The 12,604-nt window shown below is 49.1% G+C and carries 15 protein-coding genes; 13 read left to right on the forward strand and 2 right to left on the reverse strand.

Features of this window, described 5'->3' with window-relative positions:
- The first annotated feature begins 21 nt into the window (after positions 1-21).
- From QFZ51_RS14795 to QFZ51_RS14810, 4 genes are all read left to right on the forward strand, one after another.
- Positions 22-681 (forward strand): hypothetical protein, encoded by a 660-nt coding sequence (locus QFZ51_RS14795; RefSeq protein ID WP_429046797.1) that lies wholly within the window; start codon positions 22-24, stop codon positions 679-681.
- Positions 678-1,823: a glycosyltransferase family 4 protein gene (locus tag QFZ51_RS14800; protein ID WP_429046799.1), complete on the forward strand. Its 1,146-nt coding sequence runs from the start codon at positions 678-680 to the stop codon at positions 1,821-1,823. Before QFZ51_RS14795 ends, QFZ51_RS14800 begins: the two co-directional genes overlap by 4 nt.
- A gap of 2 nt (positions 1,824-1,825) precedes the next feature.
- Positions 1,826-2,998 carry a glycoside hydrolase 100 family protein gene (locus tag QFZ51_RS14805; RefSeq protein ID WP_429046801.1) on the forward strand — a complete coding sequence of 391 codons (1,173 nt, stop codon included), beginning with the start codon at positions 1,826-1,828 and terminating at the stop codon, positions 2,996-2,998.
- A gap of 94 nt (positions 2,999-3,092) precedes the next feature.
- Positions 3,093-3,716 carry a hypothetical protein gene (locus QFZ51_RS14810; protein WP_370911444.1) on the forward strand — a complete coding sequence of 208 codons (624 nt, stop codon included), beginning with the start codon at positions 3,093-3,095 and terminating at the stop codon, positions 3,714-3,716.
- A 47-nt stretch (positions 3,717-3,763) separates the two neighbouring features.
- Here the strand turns inward: QFZ51_RS14810 and QFZ51_RS14815 are convergent, their stop codons facing one another.
- Complete coding sequence (locus QFZ51_RS14815) at positions 3,764-5,029, reverse strand: hypothetical protein (protein WP_429046803.1); 1,266 nt, start codon at positions 5,027-5,029, stop codon at positions 3,764-3,766.
- 116 nt (positions 5,030-5,145) lie between these two features.
- Here QFZ51_RS14815 and QFZ51_RS14820 point away from each other — a divergent pair, with 116 nt between their 5' ends.
- The gene (locus QFZ51_RS14820; protein WP_429046805.1) at positions 5,146-5,700 is read left to right on the forward strand and encodes a GNAT family N-acetyltransferase; all 555 of its coding nucleotides are present in this window, start codon (positions 5,146-5,148) and stop codon (positions 5,698-5,700) included.
- Between the two features lie 91 nt (positions 5,701-5,791).
- On the opposite strand, the gene QFZ51_RS14825 is transcribed toward QFZ51_RS14820, so the two are convergent.
- Positions 5,792-6,109, reverse strand: coding sequence for a hypothetical protein (locus QFZ51_RS14825; RefSeq protein WP_370911447.1), 318 nt, complete (start codon positions 6,107-6,109; stop codon positions 5,792-5,794).
- Positions 6,110-6,306: 197 nt separating this feature from the next.
- On the opposite strand from QFZ51_RS14825, the gene QFZ51_RS14830 reads away from it, so the two are divergent.
- The 8 genes from QFZ51_RS14830 to QFZ51_RS14865 are packed head-to-tail and all read left to right on the forward strand — an operon-like array spanning position 6,307 to position 12,532.
- Positions 6,307-7,446 (forward strand): NAD(P)/FAD-dependent oxidoreductase, encoded by a 1,140-nt coding sequence (locus QFZ51_RS14830; RefSeq protein WP_429046807.1) that lies wholly within the window; start codon positions 6,307-6,309, stop codon positions 7,444-7,446.
- A complete protein-coding gene (locus tag QFZ51_RS14835; RefSeq protein WP_429046809.1) occupies positions 7,437-8,147 on the forward strand; it encodes a methyltransferase domain-containing protein in 711 nt (236 codons plus the stop codon). The genes QFZ51_RS14830 and QFZ51_RS14835 overlap by 10 nt, the downstream gene beginning before the upstream one ends.
- Positions 8,144-9,196 (forward strand): type III polyketide synthase, encoded by a 1,053-nt coding sequence (locus tag QFZ51_RS14840; protein ID WP_429046811.1) that lies wholly within the window; start codon positions 8,144-8,146, stop codon positions 9,194-9,196. The genes QFZ51_RS14835 and QFZ51_RS14840 overlap by 4 nt, the downstream gene beginning before the upstream one ends.
- Positions 9,190-9,963, forward strand: a complete 774-nt coding sequence (locus tag QFZ51_RS14845) for an SDR family oxidoreductase (RefSeq protein ID WP_429046813.1) — start codon at positions 9,190-9,192, stop codon at positions 9,961-9,963. The genes QFZ51_RS14840 and QFZ51_RS14845 overlap by 7 nt, the downstream gene beginning before the upstream one ends.
- Positions 9,964-9,966: 3 nt before the next feature.
- Positions 9,967-10,413 carry a 3-hydroxyacyl-ACP dehydratase FabZ family protein gene (locus tag QFZ51_RS14850; protein ID WP_429046815.1) on the forward strand — a complete coding sequence of 149 codons (447 nt, stop codon included), beginning with the start codon at positions 9,967-9,969 and terminating at the stop codon, positions 10,411-10,413.
- Positions 10,406-11,680, forward strand: coding sequence for a beta-ketoacyl-[acyl-carrier-protein] synthase family protein (locus tag QFZ51_RS14855; protein WP_429046817.1), 1,275 nt, complete (start codon positions 10,406-10,408; stop codon positions 11,678-11,680). Before QFZ51_RS14850 ends, QFZ51_RS14855 begins: the two co-directional genes overlap by 8 nt.
- Positions 11,681-11,690: 10 nt before the next feature.
- A complete protein-coding gene (locus QFZ51_RS14860; protein ID WP_370911454.1) occupies positions 11,691-11,945 on the forward strand; it encodes an acyl carrier protein in 255 nt (84 codons plus the stop codon).
- Positions 11,942-12,532: a 4'-phosphopantetheinyl transferase family protein gene (locus QFZ51_RS14865; RefSeq protein ID WP_429046820.1), complete on the forward strand. Its 591-nt coding sequence runs from the start codon at positions 11,942-11,944 to the stop codon at positions 12,530-12,532. Before QFZ51_RS14860 ends, QFZ51_RS14865 begins: the two co-directional genes overlap by 4 nt.
- Positions 12,533-12,604: the final 72 nt, after the last annotated feature.

The following is a 12,604-nucleotide window of genomic DNA, read 5'->3' on the forward strand; positions in this document are numbered from 1 at the left end:
CGCCTGTTAAATGTTATGAATATGCGCGAAGAAAACCCTCAAGTAACAAAAAGAAAGTCCGTTGCCATTATTGTAGCCCATCCCGATGATGAAACGCTGTGGGCCGGAGGTACCATCCTGTTTCATCCGCAGTGGAACTGGACCATCATCAGCCTGTGCCGCGCCAGTGATACAGACAGAGCCCCTAAATTTTTTAAGGCATTACAATTGTACGGAGCACAAGGTGTTATGGGAGATATGGACGATGGTCCCGAACAAACGCCATTGCCGGAAGAGGTGGTGGAAAACCAGGTGCTGGCATTATTACCGGTGCAGCATTACGACCTGGTCATCACCCATCATCCGCGCGGGGAATATACGCGGCACCTCCGCCATGAAGAAGTAAGCAGCGCCGTGATCCGGCTGTGGCAACAAGGCAGGATCACAGCAGATGAGCTCTGGGCGTTTGCTTATGAAGACGGATTAAAGTCCTATTTCCCGGAAGCTATTCCTGAAGCAACTATTTATCATGTGCTGGATAAAGATCTCTGGCAACGGAAATACGAGGTGATCACTCAAACGTACGGATTTAAGGTCGATAGCTGGGAAGCAGCCACCACGCCACTGGCGGAATCATTCTGGTGTTTTAATAACAGCATGGAAGCCCATCAGTGGCTCAACAGTTTACCGTTTGAATTATGAAAGCACTTTTGTTATTTGATTATCCGCCGGCTCCCGGGGGACTGGCAACACAAGGAAATTTATTGTACCATGGCCTGCTGGAAATAGGTGTAACTGCGCTGGCGGTGCACTACGACTCACCACTGGAAAAGGAATGGTACTACAACTCGTTTAAGCCGGATGTGGTGGTGGGCGTAGGTTACTGGGGATATTGCCCGCAGTTGATCCTGCATCCGCAGCAATTTGGTGTGCAGCCGGTTCCATGGCTGGTGGCCGATGGATATATCGCCAACTACCAGGAGGTGCTGAATAAACTGCCGCTGATCCTCGTTACCTCGCAGTGGGTAAAGGAAATGTATATACGCGACGGCATCAACGGCGATAAAATAGCCGTACTGCCGGTTGGTTGCAATACCAACAGGTTCGCGCCGCTGCCTAAAGATCATCCGCGGGTGAAAGCCGTGCGGGAATCAATGGGCGTGGCGCCGGATGAGCTGATGCTGCTCACCGTAGGCGGCGATGCCTGTTCAAAAGGAGCCAGGGAAGTCATGCAGGCGCTGTCGCAACTCAGCAGTGAAGTGCCGGGCAACTGGAAGTATATCTGTAAAGTATGGCCGCAGCCGCGCACCAGCATACAAAATAAAGCCGACCTGGCACTGGCGGAAGAACTGGGGCTGGGCGGCAAGGTGCAATATATTACCAGCATTGTTTCAAGGGAGGAGATGCCTTATCTCATCAACGCCTGCGATATTTATGTGGCCCCATCGCGGCTGGAAGGCTTCGGGATGCCACAGGTAGAAGCTGGCGCCTGCGAAAAGCCGGTGATCGGCATCCGCGCAATGGGCATGCTGGATACGCTGGTAGATGGCGAAACCGCACTGCTGGCCGGTGTGGCAGAAGAAATTGTGCTGAATGAAGTGATGGTTGGTAAAGAGTCGGGTTTCGAGACGGAAAAGAAGGTCGTATTTTCTACGCCCCGTACAGTGGACTACCGGGCAGATATCAACGATATCAGGCAGCATTTGCAACGGTTAATGACAGATGCCGCCTACAGGGAACAGTTAGGAAAAGCTGCAAGGAAAAGAGTAGTAGCAAATTTTGATTACCGGTTGATAGCAAGGCAGTTTGTGCAGCTGATGCATGAAAAACTTAATATCCGCTGAACATGGAAGCTTCTTCCTGGTTAACCATCAACGCAGCCAGGGATGCCGCCCTGAAGGTATTGCTGCATAATGTAAACGGACCGTTTCACGGCCTCCCCCGCACCGCGGGATGGGGATATCCTGAGCCATATACAAGGGATCTGCTGCTGTCCTTTTTAGGCGTAGGCGTTACCGGCAACCCCGTGCTGATCAACAGCATCCGGAAGGTGCTTGAAACACTGGCGAAAAATCAAACGCCACACGGACATATCCCTTCTCTCGTACACGACAAACAAGACCTGGGCGCGAGCGACACCACGCCGCTCTTCCTGCTGGCAGCAGGCATGTATCGCAAGCTGTCGGGTAATGAGCAGTTCCTCGAAGAAGCGGTGAACAGTTCATTGCAGTGGATGGAATACCAAAGTCCTTCAGATCGTTACCTGGTGGCCCAACAGCCTACCAGCGACTGGCGCGATGAACAATGGGTGCTTGGTTACGGCCTCTTTGTAAACACGCTCGTGTATAGTTATCTCCGCATCCTCGGGCATCATGAACGCGCAGAGAAAGTACGGCAGGCAATGGGCAGATTTACCATCACCGGTGGGGTGCAGCACCGGCATGTACACGAAGGACTGGTCGTAAAACACAAACCCTATTACGCCATGTGGTCTTATAAGGTATTGAGCAGCGAACGGTTCGACCTGCTGGGCAACAGCCTGGCCATCCTCTCCGGCATTGCTGCTCCCACCAGGGCAGCGGAAATGGTATCGTGGATCGAAGACGAGTGCGCGGAACTGATAAAAAATAACCAGCTGGCCGTAAAACTGCCGCCTAACTTCTTCCCCTATACGAAACCGGGAGACAACGACTGGCACGAACGGTATGCTTCTTTTAATCTTCCAGGGGAATATCATAACGGCGGCATCTGGCCTTTTATCTGTGGCTTTTATGTAGCTGCACTGGTAGCGGCAAAAAAATACCGGCTGGCGGAAGAAAAACTGCTGGAGCTCACCCGGATTATAACTATTTCCAACAGCGGCACGGTGGATTATGGTTTCAACGAATGGCTGAAAGCCCAGGATGGTACCGCAAAAGGGCAGGAATGGCAAACCTGGAGCGCAGCACTGTACCTGTATGCCGCGAAATGCGTGGAAGAAAGACGTACCCCGTTTTTTGAAGAAATGAGAATGCGGTAACCTGTTTCATGATAACTTGATGAAAGATTAGTGAAACTCGTTCGTCAATTGATGGTAACTTTACGCGCATTATCCCTTGTTTAAACTTATGAAGATGAATACTTACAGATCCCTGCTGCTGGTGGCAGTTCTGAGCACTACACTCGCTGCCTGCGGAAGCCTTGAAATGGCCGGACCGGATAACGTTACCCCGGTAATACCACCGCCTACCACACCACCTGTAACAGGCAATAATAAAATTGAAGGTACCTGGAACTTTGCAGGAGTCCGTGTAAACAGCATCGCCACCATATCGGAATCCGGCGCTAAAGCCACGCTCTACAACGACTATACCACCTTCAATAATAAAGGGGTAATGGTGATTGATGGAAGTACTTTCAAAATTACAGGCCTGAGCTATTCCATTGATGCGGTGATCAGGAATGTCCTTTACATGGATGGCGTACTGGTAAGCGATATGCAAATGCCTTTCCAGATGGATATGGATCCCTATAATGCTTCTAACCCTTATAAACTGGTGGGAGCAGATTCCATTTATTTCAGCGCAGGTGTAATGGAAACCCCTTCCTATGGAGGCGGCACTACAGAAGTACAGGCGGCAGGCGGAAAAATTTCCTGGAGCGGAGATACGCTGTTGCTGACAATCAATCTTAACCAGGTACAATCTGCCGCTGTTATGTCAGGTTTTGAAGTGATGAAGCTGGTAAAACAAAAATAAAACAGTCACCGGTTATTTTCCGGAAGAAAGATAACCGGTGATGATCCTTATTTTTTGCGGGCATCAGCTGCCTGCCAGATGGATTTGATCGTTGCTTCATCATCCATCCCGTCCGGACACTGCGCGGAGCGTGTATTGGCGCGGTATTTCAATCTTGGCTTCCTGCGTCCCAACGTAACTACACGGGTAACCGGCATCTGCAAATGACCATTGGCATCATGCGCTGCTACCCATTGATGTGCATATTGCAACCAGTTGTGCCGGTATTGTTCCGGTTGCTGATAAAACCAGCTGATTTCATCAAAGCCCCACGGGTAAATGGTAGTGGTATCCGGCACACCCGGGTGATCGCTGATACCAAAATTATCCAACTCCACCAGGTAAGGCATTGACGCGGCTTTCCAGCCACTGGGTGTAATACCGCCTTTGCTTCTCCCGAAAAGGGCATCTGTAAAACCCATTTCCAGGATACCTTCCTGCGGATGCGCAGGCACCGATTTAATACGCAACGGAAACGAGTTAAAATCCAGTAAGCTTTTGCCATTTACCACCATACCGCCCGATGGCGTGTGTGCATCGAGTAATACCCAGTGATGGCGGGTGTGATCTTTTGCATAGGCCCGTAATTTTTCCAGGAAGGCCGCCCATTCTGTCAGCTGCGGATCTTCCATGCCTATCAGGGCAATTTGCCCGAGGTGCAGCGCTTCGCAGCCCACTTCCATATAGGTGCCGGCCAGGAACATAAACCAGAGCTGCGTTTCCACCCGCGTAATATCGGGTACGCTGTTGCCTTTACTCCAGTGATTGACCAGTTTCCCTTTTGTATTCAGCATGCTGTCGTAACGGAAACGCCGGTCTTCCGACGGTAATCCCAGCGCTTTGAATGCCCATGCCGGAACGGGAATGGTGTTTACCTGTTCACTGATCTGCTCAAACAGGGCGGCCTGGAAAATTACTTCCGGGTCATTTTTCTGTACTTCCTGCACCATCCGTTTGGCCTGGTGAAGAAAATCTTTGTTGTTGAGCACCGATTCCCCGCCCCAGCGGTAAATGGCCCTGCCTATGAACTTTGCGCCGATGTTCCTGATCAGGCGGATATCATCTTCCTTGTTGGGATAGGGCGCATCGGAGGCGTAAGGATCTACTGAAAGAAATTCAGTCATGGTAACCGCATGATCCAGGTAATATTCCAGAGCGGGGCGGGTAATGCCTTTTCCGGTGAAGGAGGGTGGTTGTGAGCGGGCGGTCATGGCCCACAAACTAATGCCTGCAGCCAGCAATGCTGCTGCCGGACGCTGAGTGAATGCTAACATGTCGTGGAATAAATTTTGAAAACAAGATACTTTTTTTCGTTTTCCGGGAATAACATTTTTGGTTGTGTGGTACAATTGTTTTTATATTGGGGTCATTAAAACGAGCCAGCCAGCATATGAGTTTACTGCCGGATACTTTCCCCGTCCTGTCTACGCCCCGCCTTCACCTGATTGAAATTGAACATTCGCATCAGCCGGATCTGTTTTACCTGCTCACGGATAAACGGGTGACCCGGTATTATCATGTAATCCCGTTGAGTGAAGTGGCCAGTGTTCGCCCGGTTATTGATCTCTTTAAAAAGCGCTTTTCCGATAAGCAGGGCATCCGCTGGGGTATTGCCCTTGAAGAAAAAACATCGTTGATCGGTTTCATCGGTTTCAATAATTATGAAACTGAAGATACGGTTCCGCTGGTGTTTGCGCTGGTACAGGAATACTGGGGCAAAGGCTACATGGCCGAAGCCATTGAGGCCGTGGTGCAGTATTGCTTCTCCAAACTGGGTCTGAAAAAAATCGTTGCAGATGTATTACCCGGCAACGAAGCCTCGGAAAGGGTGCTGACTAAAGCAGGATTCCATCATGAGGCCCTGGTGGTGAAGGGGATGATCTGGGACGACAAAGGATATGATGTTAACCGCTATGTAAGGGATTACAAAGCGCCCGACCTGTAAGCATCTTTATTGTCCGCGGTTCAGGACGCAGCAATACGGGTTCCTGTAAACAGGAACAATAAAGACACTCACAGGAATTACAGATGTAGGATTAAGCTTTTTTAGCGGCAGTTTTCTTGGGAGCAGCTTTCTTAGGCGTCACCTTTTTATCGGCGGCTTTGGGAGTGTTGGCTTGAGCTTTGGGTGCAGCAGCTTTTTCGGCAGCAGCTTTCTTCTTCGGCTTGGCAGGTCCTTTTGGCTTATCTGTCAGTCCTGCTAACATCGCTTTAGTGGCCTTTTTTACGTTCCGGAGAAACTTTTTCTCTCCCAGCTTCTCTTTTAGTTCGCTTAATGCGGTTAATACTTCGGCTACTTTTACACCAGCTTCTTTTTTAAGATGCTTGCCGGTCGGTTTACTCGAATCAGTCATGGAGCATTATTTATTTACAAAAACAATTATATTCGAAATTAACAATTAAATAATATTGGCAATGTTAAGTTTTATAATGCCGTGATTTATAAAGAATATTCTGATCTTAGCGAAACGGAAATCAGCTATAAATTCATTATATTGGGGTAGGCTACCTTCCTTGTGTCGGAGCTTGTTATTGTTTTAACCATAGGGGTATGGGTTCAAGAGATGTTATTATTATAGGTGGGGGCTTATCGGGTCTCACCAGTGCTATTCATTTATCGAAAGCAGGATTACAGGTAACCGTAATCGAAAAAAGTAAATATCCTTCGCACAAAGTATGCGGGGAATATGTTTCCAATGAAGTATTACCATATCTGCAGTCACTCGGGGCAGATCCCTCGGTATTACATCCTTCCCGGATCAACCGGTTAATCATTTCAGATCATTATGGTAAAACGCTGGAAACGACGCTTCCATTGGGAGGTTTCGGGGTAAGCCGGTATGCGTTCGACCAGTTCCTGATGCAGAAGATGACCGAAAACGGGGTGGAGTTAATTGAAGATACCGTCACCAACGTGGTATTTGAAAACGACCGCTTCTTCATTGATACCAACAGCTATGGCGTTTTTTCCGCGCCGGTGGTGTTGGGCGCTTATGGCAAAAGAGCCGCACTCGATGGTAAGCTTGCCCGTCCGTTCTTTAATGAGAAATCGCCCTGGCTGGCCGTGAAATCCCATTACCGTGGCAGCTTTCCGGCCGATACTGTAGGACTCCATAATTTCGACGGCGGCTATTGCGGCGTATCAAAAGTGGAGGATGATATCCTGAATATCTGTTACCTGGTGAGTTACGAGAGTTTTAAGAATTTCAAGCAGATAGAATCACACCGGGAGCAGGTGCTATACCGTAATCAGCACCTGAAGGATATTTTTGAAAACAGCACTGCGTTGTTCGACAAACCTTTAACCATCAGCCAGGTGTCTTTCACAGATAAAGAAAAGGTACTGAATCATATATTGATGATCGGCGATACCGCTGGTCTTATTCACCCGCTTTGCGGCAACGGCATGGCTATGGCCATACAAAGCGCACAGATAGCATCCGATAAGGTGCTGGAATATTTTTCAGCTCCCACCCGGAACCGTTTATTGATGGAACAGAACTATACGAAAGCCTGGAACAAAATGTTCAGCGGCCGTATGCGCACCGGTCGTGTACTATCCCGGTTGTTCCGCAATGAAAAGCTTTCTGCTACCATGATGAAAGGACTGATCCTCTTCCCCGGCCTGCTGCCGGGAATCATCCGTCGCACTCATGGGAAACCGTTAAATGCCGTACCGGAATGCGTGTAAACACCCGGCACCGGAGCCAGGCTACCGAAATCATGGACGATTTCAGTATGGAAGGCGATCTGCTGAAGGCTACGTTGGATAAAATCGCACAAATCAACGCTTTACTGGGCGGCAACCGCGTCACCCTTGAAGGCGTTGCGGCCCTCCTGAAAGATATTCCTGCCAACCAGAAAGTTACCATCGTGGATATCGGCTGTGGTAACGGTGATATGCTGCGGCAACTGTCGGATACCTTTTGTTCCCATAGAAAAATAAAACTAACCGGCATCGATGCCAACCAGGCCACGGTAACGCATGCACGGAATTTATCAAAAGATTATCCGCACATTGAGTATTATTGTCAGGATATTACACAGTTATCCTTCCGGGAGCAACACTATGATATTGTTTTATGTACGCTTACACTGCATCACTTTAAAGAGGCTGAAATCAGGGAGCTGATGAAAATCTTTTACCGGCAGGCCCGGAAAGGAGTAGTGATCAATGATCTGCACAGGAGCGCATTGGCATACCGCCTGTTTCAACTGGTATGCTTTGTGTTCAATTTAAACAGGATGGTCAGGGAAGATGGACTGGTATCCATTCTCCGGGGATTTAAAAAAAGAGAATTACAACATTTATCGGCAGAACTTAATATTGATCAGTATTCCCTTAAATGGAAATGGGCGTTCCGGTATCAATGGATAATCAATAAATTATGAGCGTTAAAATTCAGACTGTCACAAAAGCACTACCGCCTTACTCAAGAACCACCGCCGAAATTATTCCCTTCCTATCATTATGGCTCCAGGGCCAGGAAGAAAGATTTATCCGCAAGGTGATCAAGATCTTTGAGAGCGCCGGCGTGGATAAACGCTATTCTATTATGGGACCTGAAGAAGTATTTACCAATACTTCTTTTGAAGATAAAAATAATATCTACCAGCGGGAGATGATTACCCTGGGCCGGACCTGCCTGCAAAGCGCGCTGGATAAAGCCGGTTTGAAGGGAACTGACCTCGACTATATCATCACCGTGAGCTGCACCGGCATCATGATCCCTTCTTTAGATGCATACCTGATCAACGAACTGCAGCTGCGTCAGGATATTATACGCCTGCCTGTTACTGAAATGGGCTGCGCAGCCGGTGTGTCGGGGATCATCTACGCAAAGAAAATGCTGGAAGCAAACCCCGGTAAAAGAGCCGCAGTAATAGCAGTGGAATCGCCTACCGCCACGTTCCAGCTGGACGATTATTCGATGGCCAATATCGTTAGTGCAGCCATCTTCGGCGATGGCGCCGCCTGTGCGATCCTTTCTTCTCATGAACAGGATACCGGTCCGGAAATTATCGCAGAAGAAATGTATCACTTCTATGACGCGGAATACCTGATGGGATTCCATCTCTCCAACACCGGTTTAAAAATGGTGCTGGATATAGAAGTACCCGAAAAAATAGAAGCACACTTTGGAGATATCGTACACCCTTTCCTGGCAAAAAATAATCTTACGATCGAAGATATCGACCACCTCATTTTTCATCCCGGCGGGAAGAAGATCATTACCCTCGTGGAAGAATTGTTCCGCAGTATGGGAAAGAAACTGGACGACACCAAGGAAATTCTGCGGTTGTATGGCAACATGTCCAGCGCTACGGTGTTATATGTATTGGAAAGATTTATGGAGCAGTCGTTGCCCGCAGGCGACAAAGGACTGATGCTGAGTTTTGGTCCGGGCTTTTCGGCACAAAGAATATTATTACAATGGTAACAGAGTTTGCATCTTACTGGGCATTAATATTGGGAGGCAGCAGCGGGCTTGGACTGGCATCCGCGCGTAAGCTGGCGGCACATGGCATGAACATCTGCATTGTGCACCGCAACACCCGCGTGGAATTAACGGATATCCAGCAGCAGTTTGAGGAGATCAGGTCGTTAGGCGTGCAGCTGCTGACGTTTAATAGCGATGTGCTCAACATTGAAAAACGCGCAGAAATTTTGCAGCAGTTGCAGGAAGCTATGGATACGGGGCGTATCCGTTGCCTGCTGCACAGCATCGCACGGGGCAACCTCAAAGCGTTGCCGGACCTGCAGGCGGATGATTTCAATACCACCATCGGGCATATGGCGGTGAGCTTGTATGAATGGTCGGCAGATATATTGAACAGGCAACTGTTTGCTGCAGATGCACGTATCCTTTCTTTTACAAGCGATGGTAGTTACAAAGCAATGGCGCACTATGCGGCGGTATCTGCGGCGAAGGCGGCACTGGAATCCATTACCCGTAGCATAGCGCTGGAATTTGCGTCGCACGGGGTCAGGGCCAACTGCATCCGTGCGGGGGTGACTGACACCGCATCATTGCGGAAAATTCCGGGCAGTGAGGCATTGCTGGATTACAGCAGGAAGAGAAACCCTTTCGGGCAGCTCACCACACCGGAGGATGTAGCGAATGTAGTATACCTGATGTGCCGGGACGAAGCCGCCTGGATCAATGGCGCCATTATACCGGTCGACGGAGGAACACATATTCATTAGCGTATGACAAAAGAAGAGATCCTGCAGCACTTACCATATGCACCGCCTTTCCTGTTTGTAGATGAACTGGCATACATCGATGAAGAAAAGGTAACAGGTATATATACTTTTCACGCAGATATGCCTTGCTATAAGGGCCACTTTAAAGGGTTGCCTGTTACGCCGGGTGTATTGCTAACGGAAGTAATGGCACAAACGGGGCTGGCTTGTTTAGGTATTTATCTTTTGAGAGAAGAGATCCATAAGCAATTGCCCACGGTAGCTATGACCTCCACTCACATCGACTTTTATTTGCCTGTGCCACCCGGTGAAACGGTGAGGGCGGAGGCAACGAAAATATACTTCAGGTTTAACAAATTGAAATGCCGCGTAGCGTTGTATAATGCTGCAGGCGCATTAGTCTGCGACGGAACGATGGCAGGCATGATCATCAATAACAAAAATGAATAACAGGGTTGTCATAACAGGCTTAGGAGTGGTAGCGCCAAACGGCACCGGCATCGCCGCTTTCCGCGAAGCGATCAAAAAAGGTATATCCGGTATCCGTTATGATGAACAACTGGCTGCCCTGAAATTTTCCTGCCAGATTGCAGGTAAGCCAGAGGTTTCCGAAAGCTTGCGGCAACAATATTTTGAAGAACTGGAATTAAGGCAGCTGGGCAGTTCCGGTATTATTTACGGCGTAATAGCCGGTATGCAGGCCTGGGCAGATGCGGGTTTGCCAATATCACAGGAAACGCCTGACTGGGACAGCGGTACTATTTTTGGCGCCGGTAGTTCCGGTGTGGAAAAATTCCGCGAAGCCGTTTATAAGGTAGATGATTTACAGGTTCGCCGTTTAGGCAGCACTGCGGTTACGCAAGCCATGGCCAGTGGCATCAGCGCTTTCCTCGGTGGAAAACTGGGACTTGGCAACCAGGTAACCACCAACTCTTCTGCCTGTACTACCGGTGCAGAAAGTGTATTGCTCGCCTGCGAACGGATTAAGTACGGTCATGCCAAACGCGTACTGGCCGGCAGTACCAGCGACAGCGGTCCCTATATCTGGGGCGGCTTTGATGCCATGAAAGTAAGCACCTTTAAATATAACGAACGCCCGGAAGCCGGTTCCAGGCCCATGAGCGCTACTGCGAGTGGTATTGTTCCCGGTAGTGGGGCAGGAGCGCTGGTACTGGAGTCGCTGGACAGCGCGCTGGAACGCGGCGCTACCATCTATGCGGAAGTACTGGGCGGTCATATTAACTCCGGCGGTCAACGGAACGGTGGCAGTATGACGGCCCCCAATCCTGCTGCGGTGCAACGTTGCATTACCGCGGCGCTTCAACAGGCCGGTGTACAGGGCGCTGATATTGACCTGATAAACGGTCACCTTACCGCCACCGGAAAAGACGCGGAAGAAATAGCCAACTGGTGTAGTGCCCTGCAGCGCAGCGGGAAAAACTTTCCCTACATCAATGCACTGAAATCGATGGTGGGACATTGCCTGAGCGCTTCGGGGAGTATTGAACTGGTAGCGGCGGCACTGCAGCTGAAGGAAGGTTTTATATCTCCCAATATCAACTGCGAAGACCTGCACCCCGATATTCAGGCGCTGGTAGACCGGGAAAGAATTCCGGAACAGCTATTGTATAAAGACATAAATTTAGTGGCGAAAGCGAGTTTTGGTTTTGGAGATGTAAACGCTTGTATTATTCTGCAAAAATACCCGCAACCTTAAACGAAATAACATGGACAAAGAAACATTCATTGAGCAGTTAAGAGAAATAGTAAGGCCCTATGCTAAAAATCAGGAAGCACTGGCCACCATCAGCACTTCCACCGATTTTATCAACGATCTCAAAATTAATTCTGCCAACCTGGTAGATGTGGTACTGGATGTAGAAGAGAAATACGATATCGTGATCCAGAACGAAGAAATGGAGCGCATGCTGAACGTGCAGGCGGCCCTCGATATCGTGGAAGCCAAGCTCAAAGAAAAATGATCGGCAACGACATTATAGATCTCCGGGCAGCCGCCATGGAAAGCCGTATTCACCGGAAAGGTTTCCTGGAAAAATTGTTCCTGCCCGCGGAAATCAGGATGATCCGTAATGCTGCCGCACCGGCAGTGCTCACCTGGTTGTTGTGGAGTTGCAAGGAAGCCGCGTATAAAATAGTGAACCGTAATACCTGCGAAAGACGATACGCTCCACAGCGATTTATGTGCCAGGTGGAACAGGATGTTACATCCGATATGATTGCCGGCAACTATACCGGCACGGTGGTATATGAACAGCATACCTATTATTACCAGAGTTTTATCACAGATCATTACATCCATACCTGTGCGGCCACAAATCCCCGGCCGGTGCAGGATGCAGCTGTGTTTATAAAGCAGGTTGCCGGCGAAGACTATCTGAATTTTATGCAGGAAGTACTTTCCCCGCAGGAGTTTTTTTATAAAGACGATCATGGAATACCGTATATCCTTCACCGTGAAAATGGCAGGCGCTCTCCTGTTTCTGTAAGTCATCACGGGCAATATTGCGGAATCCTAAAGGTGGATTTTAGCCTACCGGTAACAAGATAACGCCCGGCCTCCTCCCTAACAAACAATACGCGGAACCAGTCATTAAATTAGGTCTCCATCCCTCACCATGAT

The sequence above is a fragment of the Chitinophaga sp. W3I9 genome (assembly GCF_050434025.1).
Lineage (GTDB): Bacteria > Bacteroidota > Bacteroidia > Chitinophagales > Chitinophagaceae > Chitinophaga.